Here is a 20,329-nt window from a genome sequence, read left to right on the forward strand (position 1 = left end):
ATGGCACAGGCATCATTAAACGGGGCGCCTCCCATGCTTGCCGAGAAGGTCACCAGTCCCTGGCATGATGCGTGGAAGGCGTTCCGCAAGAACAAAACGGCCATGCTCGGACTGTGTATTATTGTATTCTTTATTCTAATTGCTCTGCTGGCGCCGCTGATTGCACCGTATGGCTATAAGGAGCAGGTGCTGGTAGACCGGCTGAAAGCGCCGTCTGCGGCGCATTGGTTCGGTACGGATGATCTCGGCCGGGATCTGTTCACCCGGGTCCTGTACGGCGCGCGGATTTCACTGTGGGTAGGCTTCTTCTCCGTCATCGGCTCAATTATTACCGGTACTTTCCTGGGGGTGCTGGCCGGTTATTACGGCAAATGGCTCGATATGCTGATCTCCAGAGTGTTCGATATTCTGCTGGCGTTCCCGAGTATTCTGCTGGCCATTGCCATTGTAGCCATTCTGGGGCCATCGTTGCAGAATGCCCTCTACGCTATCGCTATCGTCAATATTCCCACCTATGGCCGGCTGGTGCGTGCCAAGGTGCTGAGTCTGAAGTCCGAGGAGTATATCACGGCAGCAAGGGCAATCGGGATGAAGAACAGCCGGATTCTGCTGACCCATATTCTGCCCAACAGCCTTACGCCAATTATCGTGCAAGGTACGCTCGGGATAGCGACGGCGATTATTGAAGCGGCAGCATTGGGTTTTCTCGGACTGGGGGCGCAGCCGCCTGACCCGGAATGGGGCAAAATGCTCTCCGATTCACGCCAGTTTATTCAAAAAGCACCCTGGACCGTTATTTTTCCGGGATTGTCGATCATGCTGACTGTACTTGGATTTAATCTGATGGGAGACGGCATGCGTGATGTGCTGGACCCGCGGATGAAGAATTAGACTTATATAAGCTGCCCTTATGGTGAGTTGCTGCCTTAAGGGTTTTTTTGTGTGCTATTCATATCTAATTATATATAAACATAACCAAACATATAGATAACTGGATATTATTATGCTAGAATAGCATCTAAACATATAGATATATAAATGGGAGGAATGGAAAATGTTAAAGAAATTGGCGATGACCATGCTGGCTGTAATGCTGTTTGCGGGGATATCTGCGGTACCTGAGGTTGAGGTGCAGGCTGCCGCGAAGAAGACGGAGATCGTGATATCGGCAGCAGCCAGCCTGCAGGATAGCTTGGACAAGATCGCCGTTCTCTATGAGAAGCAGCATCCGGGTATTGACCTGATATTCAACTACGGCGCTTCCGGCACCCTGCAGAAGCAGATCGAACAAGGGGCGCCAGCGGATCTGTTCTTCTCGGCTGGTGACAAGCAGATGAATGCCCTGGTGGAGGGAGGCCTGATCACCGATCATACCAAGCTGCTGAAGAACCAACTGGTGCTGGTTGTGCCGGCAGATTCGGCAGCCAAGCTTACGACGATTGCCCAGCTTGCCGACAGAACGTTTAAGCGGGTAGCCGTAGGGCAGCCTGAATCGGTACCGGCGGGCCAATATGCACAGCAGGCGCTCACAGCCAAGAAACTCTGGGATCCTCTGCAGAGCAAGCTGGTTTTTGCCAAGGATGTACGCCAGGTGTTATCTTATGTAGAAACAGGGAATGTGGATGCCGGCTTCGTCTATAAGACCGATGCGCTCACCTCCTCTAAAGTGAAAATCGCTTTGACGGTAGGCCCTCATGTGCATAAGGCAATCAACTACCCGGTAGGGATTGTGAAGGGCAGCAAGAATGGGACGGCAGCCAAAGCCTTTTATAGCTATGTGCAGTCCAAAGCCGCCACGGACATCTTTACAAGCTATGGATTTAAGCTTCCACAATAAACTAAACTCTGAACAAGCGGGGGCTGCAGATGGAGTTGAACTGGAATGAATTTCTTGCCCCAGTCTGGCTTTCGCTCAAAATTTCGGTCATTACCAGCATCATTGTATTTATCCTGGCCTCCGCTGTGGCTAAGGCGATGGCAGGCAGGAGGTTCCCGGGACAAAGTCTGGTCGAGACTATCCTGCTGCTGCCGCTGGTACTGCCGCCTACGGTTGTAGGTTTCGTACTTCTGGTCATGCTGGGACGCCGGAGCTGGATTGGAAGATGGTATGAGCAGTGGACGGAGCAGACCATCCTGTTTACTTGGGGGGCTGCGGTGATTGCTGCAGTTGTAGTCGCCTTCCCGCTGGTATACCGGACAGTCAAAGCGGGATTTGAGGGGGTCGAGAAGGACCTTGAGGATGCGGCGCGTGCCCAGGGCGCCAGTGAGCTGCAGGTGCTGCGTTATGTCACCCTGCCGCTGGCCGGCCGGTCGCTTGCCGCAGGGTATGTGCTTGGTTTCGCCAGAGGACTGGGCGAATTCGGCGCTACGATCATGGTGGCTGGAAATATTCCCGGACGCACGCAGACGGTGCCCACTGCGATCTATGTGGCCGTGGACGGCGGCAATATGACGCTGGCCTGGCTGTGGGTTTGTTCTATCATAGCCATTTCTGCGGCCATGCTGATGTTCGTCAACCGTCGCTGGACCTGAGCAGACCATCACATCATTTAATAACTGGATAACTAATGACTGAATAACGGATTTCAACAGCTGCTGTTGAGGTCCGTTTTTCTGTGTGCGGATCGCTATATACAGGATGAAACAAACTGCTCCATACTTATTTTGTGAAATTTCGAACAAAGTGGGCGCAGTTTCGTAATGTCGGGTGGAAGGGAAAGGGCGGGCGGAGAAGATGATTAGCGACAAACAGCTGGTGGAACGAATCTATGAAGGCCGCCCGGAGGCACTGGAGCCGCTCATCGGCAGATATAAGGACGATTTGTACCGCTTTTGCCGCCACTTGACCCTGAATTCAACCGATGCTGAGGATTTGTTCCAGGACGTATGGGTACGCGTGATCCGCAAATTGCATCAATATGACTGTGAGCGGCCGTTTAAAGCCTGGTTGTTTCAGGTCACCCTTAATCTCTACAGGGACAGCTACCGGAAATGGAAAAAACGCTGGAGGCTAATGGCGCTTGAGCCGGGTGCTGCAGATGCCACGCTGCTCCGAATCAAGGACACTGCTCCTCTGATGGAGGAGACGCTGCTGCAACGTGAGGAGCGTGCGGAACTGGAGACCAGCCTTCGCCGGCTGCCTAAACGTTATCTGGCACCCTTGACTCTTTATTATTATCAGGAATTCAGCTATGAAGAAATTGCTTATATGCTGGACATTCCGCTTGGGACGGTGAAATCGAGGTTGAATCAGGGGAAAAAGCTGCTGAAGGAAATACTTAAGCAAGGGAAGGAAGGGACGTAATGGTGGAACCGCAGGAACAGATCTGGAGTGACTATTTCCGCAAGCCGCAAGCCGCGCCGTCACATCTGGTTCCGCAGACGCTGGAGCATCTCCGCAATAGGCAGGGAATGAATTATTGGCTGATGGTAGGACTGGGTCTCCTGAACTCACTGCTGCTTATTGCAGTAACCCTAGGGGTACTGTTCGCTCCGCTGCCTTTGCCGGGCAAGCTGGCGGCCTTACTCAGCATGATGCTGTGGCAGAGCGTTGCGGCAGCGGTGCTGCTGTTCTGTATCATGAAATCGGCCGTGGGCGGACCGAGTACAGAGGTGAAGAGATGACGCGCCGTTTCTCTCTGGCCATGATTTTGTTCTGGGTGCTTAGTATCGCGCTGCTACTGACGCTTGGCTTCGGCGCCTACTGGATGTTTCCTTACATTGAGGATGTCTACGGCGACAATATGCTCTGGGTGATGCTTGTAGGGGCAGTGCTGCTGGTGAGGCTGGGACTGAATGTGCCGATTGCAGTATTCATCTACAGAGATGCCTCCCGCCGGAGGCTGAACCGCTGGTTCTGGATGAGTGTGGTGCTGTATATCCCCAATTGGATCGGACTGATTATTTATATGTTTGTGCGGCAGCAGAAGGCAGGACCGCCTGCTGTGGAGAGGCCGCTGCCACAGACCTGCCCGCATTGCGGCAAGCCAATATAATTACTATTAAGGGAGTGGACGACGATGAGAATCAGAAGATGGAGCACTGTGCTGTTATTTGGGATATTGACGGCTCTTCTGCTGACAGGCTGTGATTTAAAAATGATGTACGCAGGCTCCAGCACCAAAGGCCATATCAAAGCTTCATATAAGCTGTTTACAGGTACAGATCAGAAGAGCATACAGCTGGAGAGCGGTGACATCTTAACTATTGATTATAAATCTGAGGTAGACAAAGGTGAATTGTCGATGAAGCTGTTTAGTCCGGAGAATGAGCTGCTGCAAGAGCTCCCGGTGAATGAGGAAGGTAATCTGCAGTTGGAAGCCGAGCAGGACGGGAAATACAAGCTTAAGATCCATGGAGATCAAGCCAAAGGCAGCTTTGAGGTCAGTCTCGCCAAAGTTAAGGAGAACGATAGTGACGCCGATAAATAGCAAAGTTACATTCTAATGAAAAAAATCACAACAAACAATCCGCACGCGAATCTGCTGCGGATTGTTTGTTGTGTGAAGTCTAAACATGTAGAGGCTACACGCTAATCAAGGCGTCTCATAAATGATGGTTCCGGTCTCGCTGAGATCGTAGCCGTGAATGGAGCCAAGCTCATTGCGGAACGCCTCGGAGCGCAGGGTATCCAGCACGGCGGCAATCCAGCCCTCACGACCGGGCTGCTTGACCATGACCAGATCATACTGCTCCTGAACAAGCGGAACAAACTCAACGCCATCAATGATTCTGGCAGCCTTCTCTGTGCCGATGCCGACATCGGCTTCCCCTCTGGCCACCCGTCCGGCTACGGCCAGATGGCTGTTCTCTACGGTCTGATAGCCTTGAATGTCCGTGGCACGGATGCCGTGCAGACGCAGCTGCTCATCCAGCAGCACGCGGGCTCCGGAGCCTTGTTCACGGTTAACCAGACGCAGACCGGGCTGGTCCAGCTGGGACCACTCGCGTAATCCCAAAGGGTTGCCTGCCCGGACGTAGAGTCCGGCACTGCGGGTCAGCATGCGGACTACGATATAAGAGAATCCCACCAGCAGCCTGCGGATGTAGGGCAGATTGTATTCGCCGGTATCGCCGTCCAGCAGATGGGTGCTGACGATGTCGGATTCCCCGTGATACATCGCGATCAGGCTGTCCAGGCTTCCGGCATAGGAGCGGAGCGGACGCGCTGAAGGCAGCGAGCGCTCCAGATGGGTAGCCAGAATATCCAGCGACATATCCTGGCCGGTTATGACAATGTTCACCGGAGCTGTTTTGCCGCTATGGAGCTGTGAAGATCTGGGGCCGATGGCTTCGTTGGAGGAGGCGGAGAGTGAAGGCGATGCTGCCACGCCATGCCCGCTTGCTGTGGCGGTTGAAGTCAGGCTGCGCGAATTCTGTTTGTAAGCCTCCAGGTCGGAGAGGTCGACACGCATCTGCTTGCCGACCCGGTAGGAGGGCAGCTCGCCTTTTTTGATCAGGTCATAAACCTTTAATTTCGAAATCTTCAGCAGCCCGGCGATTTCTTCGGTTGTGAAGGATGTATGCTCAGACATAAATAAAGCCTCCTAGGATGGTTTAACACGGCATTCCAAAGTACATTATAATAGCACAAGACTACCTTATTTTGTTATCCTCCGCAATTGCCGGAACCAAGCGGGTTGATAACCTAACACGTGCAGTCAGGTTGATAAAATTTTCACTTTCAGATATGAAAATGTCTTATAATGAAAACCTAAATACAGATTAAGGGATAGGGGCAGGGAGTATGACACTAATCGAACAAAGAGAGCATCGGCAGTATCCGGAGATCACCCGCCTGGAAACCTCAAGAGCTGCTTACGAACGTGATTATTCGCGTCTGATTCATTCACCGACCTTCCGCCGGCTGCAGGGCAAATCACAGGTTTTTGGCGCAGGCACCGGCGATTATTACCGGACGCGCCTCACTCACTCGCTGGAGGTGGCGCAGATTGCCCGCGAGGCAGCCAAAAGCCTGCTCCGCTCCTACCCGGAGGTAGAAACCGGACGGGCAGAGAATCCGGGACTGGTCATCGATCCCGAGGTGGTGGAATGTGCGGCAATTGCCCATGATTTCGGCCACCCGCCGTTTGGGCACAAGGGTGAAGAGGTGCTTGACAGCATTCTGGAGCGGCTGATTGAAGACAAAACACTGGAAGAGGCGCGGCGGGCAGGCGCAGGTCCGGTGCAGCAGCAGCTGATTCAGGAGACTACGAAGCGGCGCTACGAGCATTTTGAGGGTAATGCCCATAATTTCCGGCTAATTATGTTCCTGGAGAAACGCGAGAATATCGACGGGCTGAACCTGTCCGATGCGGTGCTGCTGGGAATTAACAAATATCCTTTTCCCGGTACGGTGCTGAAGAAGGGGATGTACCTGCATGAATGGGAGTATATCTCTGAGATTCGCAGCCAGTGGGGCATTCCTGCCGGCAAGAAGACGCTGGAGGCCCAACTGATGGATCTGTGCGACGATATTGCTTATTCGGCCCATGACCTGGAGGATGGCATCAAGGCGGGCAAGATTGAGGTCCACGAGCATTTTATGCATGATGCGTATACCCAGCAGCTGGTCGCCGAGAAAATCACCACCTTGGAGGATTTCTTCTGGCTGGGGTGGAAGGAAGAGAACATCAGAGTGAAAGTGGCGGAGGTGCTCAGTTCCTTTCTGCGCGTCTGGATGGAGAAGATGCCCACCTGTGAGAATGATTATTCCCGTACCCGCCGTGAAGTGAAGGCTTATTGGGTCAGCACCTTTGTCGCAAGCCTGGGGGTCATTGAGGATGGAGACTGGAAGAAGGTCACCTTCATCAAGGACGGCCGGGAGGATGAGGACATGCTGCGGACTGTAAGTGTGCTTAAGAGCTTCGCCTGGGTGACGATGATTCGTGATTTGCGTGTACAGCGGCTGCAGAAGAGGAGCGAATGGATTCTGCGGCGCCTCTGGGGCGCATTCAACGATCCGGACACGTCCAAGGCGATTATTCCCTCCGATTGGCTGCAGCGCTTCGAGAAGGACCAACGACAGCAGAAGCCGATCTGGACCTGGGAGCATATGGTGATCGATTATATCGCAGGCATGACCGATGCTTTTGCCGAGAAAATATACAATGAATTGTACGGACTTAAGGTAGGCTCCATTTATGATTTGGATTAAAAGATAAGGTTGTAGAGGCAGAGGCTGCTCCCCGGCCGCTTCGGGAGGAATGTAGATCTGGAGGCGGGGCTGGGTGGAGCCTCCTCTTTTTGAATTTTTATGAAAATGAAAATTGAATGTTGAAAATTATATAAATTTCCTGAAAATGGAGCTGTAACTAAACCTGGGAGGCGTACATATGAGTACAGAACTGATAACTTCAGAAAAGAACAAAAAACGTTTCACAGGAAAGCTTGGCAGATCTGTGCAAAAGCGCATGGAAAGCATTGGTTTCAAAATGGCAGCAGGTTATGCAGCATTGGCCCTGTTTGTGATCCTGATCGGCGGAATCTCGCTGTTCCAGATGTACCAAATGCAAGATAATACCAGCGCCATTGTAGAGCAGGTCTTGCCCGATATGGACAAGATTCAGGAGATCAATTATGCCACGGAGCATATTATGGCTATAAGCCTGCAGCATTTCCAAAGCAAGGATCAGGCGGTAAAACAAAAGCTGGAGCAGGAAAGAGATCAATTTATCCACAAAGTCGCAGGAACGATGAAGAGCTACGAACAATCCCTCGACCTTCAAGCGCAGACGGAGCAATTTCAGAGCTTGCGCAAAAAATGGGATGAGTACATGATGATGAATTCTCAAGCGGTGAAGCTTAGCGCCGAAGGCGATCAGGAGCTGGCTCTGGAGGTGTCGAACAAGGGAGTCGCCGCCTTTAATTCCATGCAGGTTGATCTGGAGGCATTGGTTAAGCACAGCCAGGATGAAGCAGCAGTCTTGGGAGCCCTGTCCGTAAGCAAGTTTCACACGTCTCGCACCCTGATCTACATCATTGTAACAGTAGTGCTTCTTATCATAGCGGGACTTAACCTGGTGATTCACCGCAATATGATCAAACCGCTTAAGCAAGTAACAGGGCATCTGAAGCATATCTCGGCCGGTGATCTGACTCAACCGGATACACTGATTACAAATACAGATGAAGTGGGTCAGCTGGGAGCAACGGTGAATGAAATGAACAAGGCTCTGCTGGGCATTGTGCAGCAGATCAGAGGAGTGTCGCAAGGAATCGGCGGACAGAGTGAAACCTTACAGCAGGCGATACTGGAGACCAAGGAAGGCGGTCTGCAGATCGCAGCCACCATGGAAGAACTGGCAGCCGGCTCTGCCAGCCAGGCCGAGGCGGCTGTGGACGCTTCCAAGGCGGTCGATGATCTGAACGCGCTGATTGAGGATTTTGCAGGCAAAGGGCAAGAGCTGTCGCTTCATTCCCATGAGGTATCGCTCCAAGGGGAGAAGGGCCGGACTTTAATGGACAGCTCTGTGGCGCAGATGGAGCAGATTTCCCGTGCTGTAGCCCAATCCATGATAAGAGTAGAAGAGCTGAATCTCAAGAATCAAGGCATCTTCCAGCTGGTTGGCTCCATCCGCAATATAGCAGAGCAGACCCATCTGCTGGCGATTAACGCAGCCATTGAAGCCGCCCGGGCCGGTGAGCAAGGCCGCGGGTTCGCGGTGGTCGCCATGGAGGTCCGCAAGCTGTCTGAAGAGGTTCAGCAGACGGTTGCCGAGATTACGGGCATTACCGAGGGCATTCAGCAGGACTCACGGGATGTGGTAGAACAGCTGGAGGCTGGCGTATCCCAAACGGAAGAAGGCAGCCGTCAAATTAGGCTGACCGGTGAGGCATTGGGAGAGATCAACAGATCTGTCGGCAGAATGGCGGCAACCATAGATGCGATGGGGGCTGAGCTGCAGTTGATGAACGAGGCCAGTGAATCGATGAAGGATTTCAGCCAGCATACCTCAGCATTATCCCAGCAATCGGCGGCCGGTGTTGAGGAAACCTCGGCCTCTGCGCTTCAACAGGTCAAGGCCACCGATGATTTGGCCGGAGGAATTGAATATTTGAAGCAGCTGAGCGGTGAGCTTGAAGAATCCGTAACCCGCTTCAAGGTATAAGCACAAGGGGTATTCCGCAAGGCCGTTAGAACGGCTGCGGAATACCCCTTTGCTCAAATATAAGATTCTTTAGGGTTCACACCATAAATTAGAGACTGAAATTTAATACTGGCGGCTGTAATCTACCTGGTTGCGGGCAAGCTTGCCTGATTCCAGATATGTCTTCAGGTTGTCTGTAACAATCTCAACGACCCGGTCCGCGTAACGATCCGTTGTTCCTGCATTATGCGGGGTGATAACCACCTGCTCCATCGCCCAGAGCGGGTGATCCTCAGGCAGCGGTTCCTGCTCGAACACGTCAAGCCCTGCTCCGCGCAGTCGGCCGCTGTTAAGGGCCTCCAGGAGCGCCTCGGTGTTCGTTGTCGCTCCCCGCCCGATATTAATGTAATACGAGCCTTGCTTGAAGGCCGAGAAGACAGTGGCATCGAACAGCTGCGTGGTTTCGTCTGTGAGCGGCAGGGTGTTGATGATGAAATCCCCTTCACCGACGGCATCTTGCAATTGTCTGGTGGAGACCACGCGGTCAAAGTGCTCGGCAGACTTGCCGGAACGGCTGATCCCGAGCGTCTTCATGTGGAAGGCCTTGGCAATGCGGGCCGTTTCGCTGCCGATGGAGCCGGTGCCGGCAATAACGGCTGTTTTGCCGGTGAGCTCGCTCTCACTGCCCTCCGAGCCCCAATGGCGTTTCTGTTGATTGCGCACGGCTGTATGCAGGTTGCGGGTGAAGAGCAGCATGAACCCGAAGATGACCGCAGCAATGGGCTGGGCGTGAACTCCGCTGGAATTGGTCAGCAGAATGCCGCGCTCTTCCAGCTTGCCGAGTGGCATCTTCTCCACGCCGGCCGACCAGGCCTGTACCCAGCGCAGCGGGGAATCAGGCTGCAGTACCGTATCACTGATGCCTTTGGCCCAGCCAATTATAATCTCCGCTTCGGCAAGTTGCTGAAGATCGGGCTGCTTGGTGTCTCCTTGCAGAAGTGTATAACCCGGCGCGGCAGCTCGGATGCACTCTTGCTGCTCGGATGTGAGCTTCTGTAAACAAACAATGGATTTAGTCATGCGGGTGCCTCCTGTTAGTAGAAATATTGGACGAGATTAGAGGGTAAGATAAATTAAGGATAACAAATCTACGGGAAAAGGTGAAATTTCAATGGAAATGAAGGGAATCAATGACGAAACCGAACGTTTATTTATAGCTGTGCCCTTACCCCGTGAACTGCAGGGGATTGTGGGTGAGCAGTGCGGCAGACTGTCCCGGAAGCTGCAGTTTGCCAAATGGACACATCCGCAGGATTATCATATTACTTTGCAATTTATGGGGGATATTCCAATTCGCAATATTCCGCCCTTACTAGAAGCGCTCCAAGAGGCTGAAAAGGGTATGAAGCCCTTCAAGCTATCCCTGCACACGTGGGGAATCTTTGGTCTTCCTGAAGCACCACGTGTGCTATGGGCCGGGATTTCCGGTGAGCTCGACAAGCTGGAGGAGCTGCATCGGTCGGTAACTAACACTACCCGTCTATTGGGTTATTCAAACGAGGCAAGACCCTATAAACCGCATCTGACCCTTGCCCGAAAATATCGCGATCCCGAGCCATTTACCGCCGCCAGGCTTGCCGACACCCTAGGTTCTGGAGCTGATTCTGCTCTGCCTGGCGGGGGTGAAGACTGGACGGTTGACAGGTTTGTGGTGTATGCTACCAGGATGAATGCCGTTCCTATGTATGAAATGATCGAAAATATGACATTTTTCTAAAAAAATCGACAGTAAGTTTTCAAAGCTTCCAGTTTCGGTTACATACAATAGGAATGTGCCGTAAATTAGGAGGTAAAAAATGTTAATTTTTAAACAAAACCGCTATATTGCGCTGTTGGTGGGCGTAATCCTAGTGTGTTTCTCTGCTATAAGTTTAATGAGTTACGGACAGGTTGCCGAGGGTGGAGTGCAGGAAACAACGGCAAAGCTTGCCAATAAGCCGTCCACTACTGCTTCCGGACTGCTTCGCACTTCGCTGCTTCCAGACAGGACCCGCACAGCGGCACAGCAGTCGAAGCTGAAAGCCGCTGTAATCCAGCTTAGTCCCGCATGGACCCCTGAGCATCATGTGGAAATGCTCAGCTATAAGGATCTGGAGATCCTGAAGCAGCAGAAGCTGGCCCGCGAGAAGGCCAGTCAGGCCCAAGCTGTCATGAGCGCAACCAAAGCCGCTGCGCTCAAAGCGAAGCAGCAGGCCCAAACCGTAACGAAGGGGAGTCAGACCGCAAGCAAGAAGGTCGCGGCATCTCTGCAACATCCCCCCACCACATTGTTCTTCACTCGGACCAAGCTATTACCCCAGGATCAGCAGAGCAAAGCTACCTGGAACTACACAGTATCCGACGAAGACCTGCTTCTGCTGCAGAAGATTGTTATGGCAGAAGCGGAAGGCGAACCGTACCAGGGCAAAGTGGCAGTTGCCAACGTTGTTCTGAACCGGCTGCGGTCAGCCAATTTTCCCGACACGATTTACAAGGTTATCTATCAAAAAAGCCAGTTCAGTCCAGTGGCGAACGGGCGTCTTAAGCGTGTCAAACCGAATAAGGACAGCGTACAAGCAGTGAACGCCGCACTCTCAGGAGTGAAGGAGGTCACAGATGATACGTACTTCTTTCTGTCGCTTACGCTTGCGCAGGATCTGACGGTTCATCATTCACAGACCTATGCCAAAACGATTGGCAATCATACCTTCTACAAATAAAAAACTTCCGTAATGCGACCCAAAGCCTGATATAGGGTAAACTTATTCTATACAAACCTGGAGGTGACGCAGCAGTTATGAAAATCACATATTATGGACATTCCGCCCTGCTAGTAGAGACAGCGGCTGCCAACGTGATCATTGATCCTTTTCTATCGGGTAATCCCAATTCGGGCATTTCTCCCGCAGAAATTACAGTAGATGCCGTCCTGCTGACCCATGCCCATTCCGATCATCTGGGCGATGCTGTCGAAATCGCTATACAGAATGACTGCCCGATCTTTGCTGTATTCGAGCTTGCCGAATATTGTAAATCCAAGGGAGCCAAGGTAGTGCATATGAATATTGGCGGCGCACAGGAGCGCTCCGGGATTCGTGTGAAATACACGCAGGCCCTGCATTCCTCCTCCATCACGGAAGGAGATTCCTGGATCTATGGCGGCGTAGCTGCGGGCATCCTGCTGACGGTTGAAGGGAAGACGCTCTTCCATGCGGGCGACACGGCGCTGTTCAGCGATCTGCGCCTGATCGGCGAGCGCCATGCGATTGATCTGGCAGCCCTGCCGATTGGCGATGTGCTGACCATGGGACCGGACGACGCCCTGCTTGCGGCGCGCTGGCTGCGGGCGGACAAGGTGATTCCGTTGCACTATAATACCTTTCCCGACATTGCCCAGGATGGCGAGGAGTTCTGCGACCGCCTCCGCCAGGAGGGAGTCGAGGGCTTCCCGCTTAAGGCGGGGGAGAGTGTGGAGATCTAATAGCGCTTGGGATTTTACAGCGTAGTGAACAATAGCGTAGTGATTAACAGCGTAGTGATTTAACAGTGTAGAGATGCAAGAGCAGGATTAACAACAGAAGAACCTCCAAGGCCAGGGAAGATGGCTGGAGGTTCTTTTGCTGTGATCGGCAGGATTGATGGTTAGGGGGCCGGATTAGTTGCGTATTCGGTTACTGTATGGGGCCTGGTGAGGATTAGAATGATGCCCTGGAACGTTTGGAGCCAATAGATACGAAACTGCAACTAATTTCGGCGAAACCGCGCCCCAACGGGTGATTAAGTGCGAATATGGTTACTACTTAGGACCCTGCGACACTCCAAGCCCTTGAACTAGGTAACCTGCATTTTAGCGGACCGTATAGCCCCTATTTCCTCCTATCTGCGATCTTTTGACGTCTTACGGACCGTATAGCCCCTAAGTCGTCAAAACAGGCTCAAAAGCGAGGGTTTTCTGTGATATAGAGGCTCCTGGGTCCGTTAATCCTGCAAAACGGCCTATGTACAGCAAATAGAGGCTCCTGAGTCCGCAACCGTCTGAAATCGAGGCGAGGGTTACGAGCGAAGAGGGCTAGAGGACCTAAGTAGTAACCGAATATGCAACTATTTTCAAGTGAATTGGGTCTGTAACGCTCATTAGACGAAATTAGATGCTTATTTGCATCTATTTTCTCCAAAACGGAAAAAACCGGCTAAATAGATGCACTTTCGGTTACTACTTAGGACTCCAACCTTCTTCCAGTAGGTTTGAGCTTCGGAGTAGGGAAACAGAGATGCTATGGGGAAAAATGGTGATAGAGTTCAAAGTGGACACCGGTTAAGTGAACAATAATAATAGTCTTAACAAGGAGGTGTCCACATGAGTGGAACACGGAAAAGCTATAATGACGAATTCAAAAGACAGACGGTAAAGTATATCCAAGAACAGACGAAGACGGTGGCGGAACTGGCCCTGGAACTGGATATCCCAGCGAAAACCCTGCATCAATGGTTAGGGAAGTACCGGCAGTTCCCCGACGAACCGGTAGCCAATGCAGAGCGCATTCGGGAACTGGAACGGCTCTTACAAGAACAAGAGCAAATCAATGCTGACCTGACCGAGGAGATCGCCATCGTAAAAAAAGCCGTGCACATCTTCAGCAAACCAAAGAACTGAGATTTCAGTTCATCGAAGATCATTGCTCCGAGTTTCGAGTGGTGAAGATGTGCAAGGTTCTCGAAGTATCTCGGAGCGGATATTACAAATGGAAAGAGGCTCAGGTCAGCCCTCAGGCTGCCCGTAAGGCGTTGCTACTCCAGCGAATCACGTATCACTTCAAAGATACCCAAGGCCGCTACGGCAGCCCTAAAATCACCATTTTGTTGCAGCGGGAAGGCCATCAAGTGAGTGAGCGTACCGTAGGAAAATACATGCAGGAGCTAGGTTTACGCTCCTGCGTGGCTAAACAGTTTCGAGTCAACACTACCGATTCCAACCAAGTTACCGGTTGCACCAAATCTGCTGAACCAGCAATTTGCTACGGCCAAACCGAACCAGACCTGGGTGACAGACATTACCTACATTCCCTGCCGCGAGGGCCGGATGTACCTGGCCAGCGTACTCGACCTGTGCACCCGGGAAATCGTCGGTTGGAGGCTGAGTGACCGGATGACTACGGACCTCGTTCTAGGCGCCCTGGACGACGCCTACACAGCCAAACGGCCTGGTAAAGGGCTGATTCATCATTCGGATCGCGGGTCCCAATATGCTTCTGCCGACTACCGCAAGCGCTTGGTGAAATACCGCATGAAGGCCAGCATGAGCCGTAAAGGCAACTGTTATGACAACGCCTGTATCGAGTCTTTTCACAGCCTGTTGAAAAAAGAGTTTGTGTACTGTACCCGGTTCAAAACCAAGCAGCAAGCCTATGATGAAATCTTCCAGTATATCGAATTTTTTTACAATCTCAAACGAATCCACGGTTCGTTAGGCTACGTTTCCCCTGCCCAATTCGCAGCCACATTTAAAAAGAAGAAGTCGGTATAATTCTTTTTTAGTGTCCACTTTCTTGACGGAGGTCCAAAACTACCGTTAACTGCTGACTTTTGTGCGATTCTCGTTGCCTATAGGGAAAAGTTACCACTAATTTGTCTATCCAGGGCTTTTCGGAGCGGATTCACCCCCCAGCTTTCATCCAACTAGCGGTAGAATTTCCCTATCATTCCTCACTGGGCCTAAGTAGTAACCACTTTCGCAACTAATTAATGGTTTGAACTGAGGTAACCCCTCGCTGAGTTGATTCTTCGATGCTCTCATCTTCCTAGCCTAAGTAGTCACTACTTTTGTAGCTAAATACACCGAGCGCTGGGAGAAAAGCTTCTAACATCCTCATTATACCTAAGCCGTGACGGATTATGTCCCATCATTATAGCGGCTGGTGGAGGGCGGAGCGAAATAAGGGATAAATCCCATAAATTCGTCACGTTTAGCGGTGAGTGAGAGAAGATAAGGGATAAATCTCATAAATTCGTCACGTTTAGCGGTGAGCGGGAGAAAATAAGGGATAAATCCCCTAAATTCGTCGCGATTAGCGATGAGTGAGAGAAAATAAGGTATAAATCTCATAAATTGTCGAGCATGGCCGTGAGTATGCAAATTACGCCGCGCGATCCGCTGGCACTAGCCGCCGCCCTCTGCACATGAAACCCGCACAAGCCAAAGAAGGCCGTCTCTTACGCAGAAACATCTGCATAAGAGACGGCCTGTGTTGCCGCCTGCACCCGCCCCATAGTGGGTGCAGGCTACGGCGTAACATATACGGCTTCTTCATTGCGCGCCTGAGAACGCTGCTCCTGCATCGCGGTGACGCCGACAGCAGGCTTGCCCAGCAGCTCCAGCACGGCTGTGGCACAGTTGCGCGGCTCATAACGCTCCGGAGAGGTCCGGCGTCTGCGCAGCTCCTCCAGAGCGGCATATTCCTGCAGCAGCATGGAGAACCATTTGTTCACGACTGCCGAATCCAGCACCTCGGCCAAACCAAGCTCGACGAAATACTGGCAGTTCTTCTCCTCCTGCCCTGGAATGGCCTTGTAGAACAGCATAGGGATTCCTTTAGCTTGGCCTTCTGTACAAGTCATGCCCCCCGGCTTCGTGATCAGCAGATCGGACGCATCCATCAGCTTGTTGATCTCGCTGCTGTAGCCGAGTATCTTCACATTGGGATGATTAAGCAGGGGGTTAGCCTGCATTTTGGCCATCAGCTTCTCATTGCTGCCCATGCAGAAGATCAGCTGAATCTCATCCATCCTGGCGGTAAGCGACCTCATCACATCTTTGCCGAACATCATGCCCCAGCCGCCGCCCATAATCAGCACGGTAGGGATATCGGCCAGACCCAGCTCCTTGCGCAGCAAGGTTTTGTTGGCGCGCTCCCAGAACTTCGGATGCACGGGGATGCCGGTTACGGTCACCAGCTTGGGAGAGATCCCGCGTCCGGTAAGAATCGACTTGACCCGTGGGGTAGATACCAGGTAACGGTTGACCTCTGCATTGACCCAGCTGCCATGGGCATCATAATCTGTAATCAGCGTATAGAGCGGCACATCCAGCCCCCGACGCTTCAATCTGGAGATGACGGCTGCCGGGATCGGATGTGTACAGATAATGAGATCAGGCTTCAACTGTTCAATAACCTGTGAGGCATGTGTATAAAAAATCCGGTGAAGCGCCAGCTTGGTCAACCGGGTCAGAGATCGGTTATATTGTGTCTTATACATCATGCCTACCAGCCTTGGCTGGCTGCTGACTGTTTTGCGGTAAGCGGAAAGAATCCAGGGAGCGACGGTAGGGTTAAGGAACTTGCCCAGCTCAATCACTCGGCATTGAACGTCCGGGTTCAGCAGCTTAATTCCTTCAGCGAGAGCATAGGCTGCCCCTGTGTGGCCCGTACCGAAGCCTTCCGAAAACAGCAGTACTCTTTTCTTTCGCATAAGTTCACCTGCTACTTTCTTTCTTTGGGTAGAATTGTGAAATCTCTCTATATATTATACTAGGGAAATTGCTTCACTTCCCACATTATACAAATAAGACGTAAATAGAAAGTTAAAACACTGCAATAATTGAAAATAAAAGATTGGAACAGGTATTGCAATAGCGGATATGAAGTGGTAAAGTAGGAAATGACCAAATGACCATATTGGTAATGTGGTCATAATAATGATCAACATTAAATTTATCCGATGAAAGGAAGTGTTTAAGTGGCTGTAGTAGACCGAAGGCAGCAGGTGCTTCAAGCAGCAACCAAATCGTTCTCCTTGTTTGGTTATAAAGCAACCACCATGGATCAGGTAGCTAAGATCGCCAACGTCGGCAAAGGGACTATCTACACCTTTTTTACGAATAAGGAGCAGCTGTTTGATGAGATTCTGCGCGATGTAACGGCAGAGATGAAGATTATCGCGGATCGTGAGATTAGACGTGACAAGCCTTTTTTTGACAACCTGCACCGGGTGCTGGATGCCTTGCTTGAATTCCGCAGTGAACATGAGCTGTTCATCAAGCTCTCCCAGGAGAAACTTGAATTCGGAACGCCGCAGGCAGGAGAAGGGCTTGGCAAGATTGAGAATGTGGTGCTAGAGTATCTGGAGCGTGAAGTGGAATACGCAATTAGTCAGGGAGAGATCAAAAACTGCAACCCCAAGATTGTATCGGTGGTCATGTTCAGACTGTATATTGTGCTGACTGCTGAATTGAGCCAAATGCAGGTGCAGCTTGACAAGGAACAGATCAAATCGTATTTTCATCTGTTTCTGGCCGAAGGCCTGGCACAAGGATCTGTAGGCAGATAACGTCGGAATGTTCAATGCAGCTAAAGCATATTATACCAGGGATCAGAAATTCCATTCTGAGCATAGGCGAATAATTGAAAGGGTACCGGTTGGTACTTTTTTTATACTCTTGTGTGACCGATTGGGGAAAACAGTCATCTAGTATTTCAGTAACTTTCAAAACTAAGTAATTTATAGAGAGCAAATGAGTAGAAGGAGAGAAGCCGCAATGAAATCATTATCTGTTTTTGCCAAGGACCTCGGCTCCGCTTTGAGAAATCCCAAGGTGCTGATTCCCTTATTTGTAGTTTTGTTTATCCCTGTTCTGTACAGCGGATTGTTCCTGAAGGCATTCTGGGATCCGTATGGCAAAATGAATGAATTGCCTGTCGCTGTAGTCAATCAAGATAAGGGTGCGGACTATGAAGGCCGTAAGCTCACCGCAGGCAGTGATCTGGTGGAGGAGCTGAAGAAGACGGACGGCTTCCAATGGAACTTCGTCACCCGCGAGCAGGCGGACGCCGGTCTTAAGGACAGTACCTATTATATGGCGATTGTCGTTCCGGAAGACTTCTCTTCCAAGGCCACTACGCTGCTGGATGCTGATCCTCAGCCGGCACAGATTATCTTTGAACCGAATGAAGGCTACAACTTCCTGGCCGGCCAGATCGGTGGTACCGCAGTGAAGGACATCAAGGCGAAGGTATCCGCGAAGGTGACGGAGGCTTACACTGAATCGGTTTTTGACAAAATTACTGAAATCTCCAGCGGAATCGGCGAAGCCGGCGACGGCGCCACCAAGATTGCCGATGGCGCCTCGAAGCTGGATGACGGCACGCTGAAGCTGGAGGAGAACCTGCAGTTGTTGACTGACGGCACCGGCAAATTGCTGGATGGCGTTAAGCCGCTTACCGAAGGTGTGGCCGAGCTGAATACCGGTGCAGCCGCACTGGAATCCGGCACCAGCACACTGGCCAGCGGACTTGCGCAGCTGTCCTCCGCCCACAAGCAGCTGCAGGACGGCGTGGTGCAATCCACGGCCGGCAGCAAGCAGCTGAGCAGCGGCCTTGCCAAGAGTGAGGCCGGTGCAGCGAAGTTGCAGGCCGGAACCCAGGCGGCCGTAGACGGCACCGCCAAGCTGGAGGCCGGCACCGCCGGTGTAGTGGACGGCAGTGCGAAGCTGGAAGCCGGCCTGACGTCCTCGACTGAAGGCAGCGCCAAGCTGGAAGCGGGCCTGAAGGCCTCTGCGGACGGCAGCGCCAAGGTTACCGAAGGCGCTCAGGCCGTGGCCGCCGGGCTGAAGCAGCTGGCGGAGAGCAATCCGCAGCTGGCTGCAAGCCCGGCCATGCAGAAGCTGCTGGCCGCCAGCAGCAGTGTGGCGGCAGGCAGTGAGCAGCTGCAGCAGAGCCAGCAGCAGCTTGCCGAAGGCGCAGTCGCGCTGCACAGTGGGCAGCAGCAGCTGGCCGCAGGCGCAAGCCAGCTGCACAGCGGTGCGCAGCAGCTGGACGTTGGCGTTAGCCAGCTGCACACCGGCGCGCAGCAGCTGAGTGAGGGCAGCGGCCAGCTGCACTCGGCCCAGCAGCAGCTGGTTGCAGGCGCAGCCAAGCTGGCAGGCGGCGGCGACAAGCTGACCGCCGGCATGCAGCAGTTCGGCGCGAAGCTGAAGGAAGCTGCCGCAGGCGGCAGCAAGCTGGCCGACGGCGGCAAGGCGCTGGAGGCCGGAACCTCCACGCTGCTGAGCGGCGCGCAGCAGCTGGGCAGCGGCATCAGCTCTGTGGCTGACGGCTCCAAGCAGCTGCACACCGGTGCAGGCGAGCTGAAGGACGGAATGGATGCGCTGAAATCCGGTTCCACCGAGCTGGCTACCAAGCTGGGCGATGCAGCTGAGAAGACTGCAGCGGTGAATTCCTCCGATGCCCTGGTTCATATGTTTGCCGAGCCAGTAGTTATTGATGAGCATCGTGTAAATGAAGTGCCGAACTACGGTACTGGTTTTGCCCCTTACTTCTTGTCCCTGGGATTGTTCGTCGGTGCATTGATCTGTACGCTGGTGATCCCGATGCGGGATTCCGAGGTCATCGGAGCCAGCCGCTTCAACCGTTTCATCAGCCGTACACTGACCTTCTCGATGATGAGTGTGCTGCAGTCGATCCTGGCTGCTGCCGTGCTGCTCTACGGACTTGGTCTCGAAGTGCAGAGTGTTCCCTTATTCTATGCCTTCACCTTTATTACAAGCCTTGCCTTCATGTGGATGATTCAGGCGATTGTAACCTGGCTTGACCAGCCGGGACGTTTCGTGGTCATTGTGGTTCTGATTCTGCAACTGACTACAAGTGCAGGCACCTTCCCGCTGGAGCTGATTCCAGGCTGGATGAAATTCTTCAACCCGCTGCTGCCTATGACCTATAGTGTCAGAGGATACAAGGCTGTGATTTCAACAGGAGATTATAGTGTAATGTGGAGCGACGCAGGTACGCTGGCAATCTATGGACTGGTCTTCCTTGCCTTCACGCTGGTCTACTTCATGACAAGAGACCGTCAAAGTGAAGCTGCCATGAAAAGTGAACAAGTTTTGACTGTATAATCTGAGCATGCAGATTAATAGGGAATAAGCAAAAGAGCGCCTCCGCGGGGGCGCTCTTTTAGATTTTGCAAAATATAGTAATGGATAGGCTCCACATTATAAATGATCCTTCGATTTCCGGCTGAAACGGAATTGGAAAACGCTCCAATTCATCGCTGAAAGTTGTTGAAACGTTTTCATTGCATAAGGACTTATTCGTTATTTATGTATATTTATGCAATGATAAGATTTTTTACGCTTTTATTCACTAAAGCTGTGTCGCAAAAGCAATTGTTAATCAAACTCATAAAAAAGTTTAAATTGCGCTCATGTC

At 52.1% G+C, this 20,329-nt stretch carries 19 protein-coding genes and 1 pseudogene; 17 read left to right on the forward strand and 3 right to left on the reverse strand.

The annotated features are described in order from the left end of the window. From B9T62_RS38145 to B9T62_RS38175, 7 genes are all read left to right on the forward strand, one after another. Positions 1-891, forward strand: coding sequence for an ABC transporter permease (locus B9T62_RS38145; RefSeq protein ID WP_087920003.1), 891 nt, complete (start codon positions 1-3; stop codon positions 889-891). A gap of 163 nt (positions 892-1,054) precedes the next feature. After that, positions 1,055-1,837 carry a molybdate ABC transporter substrate-binding protein gene (gene modA, locus B9T62_RS38150; protein ID WP_087920004.1) on the forward strand — a complete coding sequence of 261 codons (783 nt, stop codon included), beginning with the start codon at positions 1,055-1,057 and terminating at the stop codon, positions 1,835-1,837. 29 nt (positions 1,838-1,866) lie between these two features. Continuing rightward, the gene (gene modB, locus B9T62_RS38155) at positions 1,867-2,532 is read left to right on the forward strand and encodes a molybdate ABC transporter permease subunit (protein WP_087920005.1); all 666 of its coding nucleotides are present in this window, start codon (positions 1,867-1,869) and stop codon (positions 2,530-2,532) included. A 202-nt stretch (positions 2,533-2,734) separates the two neighbouring features. After that, positions 2,735-3,304, forward strand: a complete 570-nt coding sequence (locus B9T62_RS38160) for an RNA polymerase sigma factor (protein ID WP_087920006.1) — start codon at positions 2,735-2,737, stop codon at positions 3,302-3,304. Beyond that, entirely contained in the window at positions 3,304-3,624 is a 321-nt protein-coding gene (locus tag B9T62_RS38165) for a hypothetical protein (protein ID WP_087920007.1), read from the forward strand. The genes B9T62_RS38160 and B9T62_RS38165 overlap by 1 nt, the downstream gene beginning before the upstream one ends. Continuing rightward, positions 3,621-3,995, forward strand: a complete 375-nt coding sequence (locus tag B9T62_RS38170; protein ID WP_087920008.1) for a hypothetical protein — start codon at positions 3,621-3,623, stop codon at positions 3,993-3,995. Before B9T62_RS38165 ends, B9T62_RS38170 begins: the two co-directional genes overlap by 4 nt. Positions 3,996-4,019: 24 nt before the next feature. Then, the gene (locus tag B9T62_RS38175; protein WP_087920009.1) at positions 4,020-4,430 is read left to right on the forward strand and encodes a hypothetical protein; all 411 of its coding nucleotides are present in this window, start codon (positions 4,020-4,022) and stop codon (positions 4,428-4,430) included. A gap of 105 nt (positions 4,431-4,535) precedes the next feature. On the opposite strand, the gene B9T62_RS38180 is transcribed toward B9T62_RS38175, so the two are convergent. After that, positions 4,536-5,534, reverse strand: coding sequence for a substrate-binding domain-containing protein (locus B9T62_RS38180; RefSeq protein ID WP_087920010.1), 999 nt, complete (start codon positions 5,532-5,534; stop codon positions 4,536-4,538). 212 nt (positions 5,535-5,746) lie between these two features. On the opposite strand from B9T62_RS38180, the gene B9T62_RS38185 reads away from it, so the two are divergent. Then, positions 5,747-7,156 carry a deoxyguanosinetriphosphate triphosphohydrolase family protein gene (locus B9T62_RS38185; protein WP_087920011.1) on the forward strand — a complete coding sequence of 470 codons (1,410 nt, stop codon included), beginning with the start codon at positions 5,747-5,749 and terminating at the stop codon, positions 7,154-7,156. Between the two features lie 178 nt (positions 7,157-7,334). Then, on the forward strand, positions 7,335-9,110 hold the full coding sequence (locus tag B9T62_RS38190; protein WP_087920012.1) for a methyl-accepting chemotaxis protein: 1,776 nt from the start codon (positions 7,335-7,337) through the stop codon (positions 9,108-9,110). A 102-nt stretch (positions 9,111-9,212) separates the two neighbouring features. Here B9T62_RS38190 and B9T62_RS38195 read toward each other — a convergent pair whose 3' ends face one another. Next, positions 9,213-10,169, reverse strand: a complete 957-nt coding sequence (locus tag B9T62_RS38195) for a D-2-hydroxyacid dehydrogenase (protein ID WP_087920013.1) — start codon at positions 10,167-10,169, stop codon at positions 9,213-9,215. A 91-nt stretch (positions 10,170-10,260) separates the two neighbouring features. Between B9T62_RS38195 and thpR the strand changes: the two genes are divergently transcribed. The 6 genes and pseudogenes from thpR (at position 10,261) to B9T62_RS38225 (ending at position 14,652) form a co-directional block, all read left to right on the forward strand. Next, complete coding sequence (thpR, locus tag B9T62_RS38200; protein WP_087920014.1) at positions 10,261-10,866, forward strand: RNA 2',3'-cyclic phosphodiesterase; 606 nt, start codon at positions 10,261-10,263, stop codon at positions 10,864-10,866. A gap of 79 nt (positions 10,867-10,945) precedes the next feature. Then, on the forward strand, positions 10,946-11,848 hold the full coding sequence (locus B9T62_RS38205; protein WP_087920015.1) for a cell wall hydrolase: 903 nt from the start codon (positions 10,946-10,948) through the stop codon (positions 11,846-11,848). 77 nt (positions 11,849-11,925) lie between these two features. Beyond that, positions 11,926-12,609: a metal-dependent hydrolase gene (locus tag B9T62_RS38210; RefSeq protein ID WP_087920016.1), complete on the forward strand. Its 684-nt coding sequence runs from the start codon at positions 11,926-11,928 to the stop codon at positions 12,607-12,609. Between the two features lie 876 nt (positions 12,610-13,485). Continuing rightward, positions 13,486-13,782, forward strand: a complete 297-nt coding sequence (locus B9T62_RS38215) for a transposase (RefSeq protein WP_087920017.1) — start codon at positions 13,486-13,488, stop codon at positions 13,780-13,782. A gap of 47 nt (positions 13,783-13,829) precedes the next feature. Next, a pseudogene (locus B9T62_RS42005) lies at positions 13,830-14,060 on the forward strand (IS3 family transposase); the annotation flags it as partial. 34 nt (positions 14,061-14,094) lie between these two features. Continuing rightward, a complete protein-coding gene (locus B9T62_RS38225; protein ID WP_157794213.1) occupies positions 14,095-14,652 on the forward strand; it encodes an IS3 family transposase in 558 nt (185 codons plus the stop codon). Between the two features lie 755 nt (positions 14,653-15,407). Here the strand turns inward: B9T62_RS38225 and B9T62_RS38230 are convergent. Continuing rightward, positions 15,408-16,595, reverse strand: coding sequence for an MGDG synthase family glycosyltransferase (locus B9T62_RS38230; protein ID WP_087920020.1), 1,188 nt, complete (start codon positions 16,593-16,595; stop codon positions 15,408-15,410). Positions 16,596-16,862: 267 nt separating this feature from the next. Between B9T62_RS38230 and B9T62_RS38235 the strand changes: the two genes are divergently transcribed. Together B9T62_RS38235 and B9T62_RS38240 are read left to right on the forward strand one after the other, a co-directional pair. Further along, positions 16,863-17,453 carry a TetR/AcrR family transcriptional regulator gene (locus B9T62_RS38235; RefSeq protein ID WP_087920021.1) on the forward strand — a complete coding sequence of 197 codons (591 nt, stop codon included), beginning with the start codon at positions 16,863-16,865 and terminating at the stop codon, positions 17,451-17,453. 208 nt (positions 17,454-17,661) lie between these two features. After that, positions 17,662-20,016: a YhgE/Pip domain-containing protein gene (locus tag B9T62_RS38240; RefSeq protein ID WP_087920022.1), complete on the forward strand. Its 2,355-nt coding sequence runs from the start codon at positions 17,662-17,664 to the stop codon at positions 20,014-20,016. The last annotated feature ends 313 nt before the right edge of the window (positions 20,017-20,329 follow it).

Source organism: Paenibacillus donghaensis (genome assembly GCF_002192415.1).
In the GTDB taxonomy this organism is placed as follows: domain Bacteria; phylum Bacillota; class Bacilli; order Paenibacillales; family Paenibacillaceae; genus Paenibacillus_AQ; species Paenibacillus_AQ donghaensis.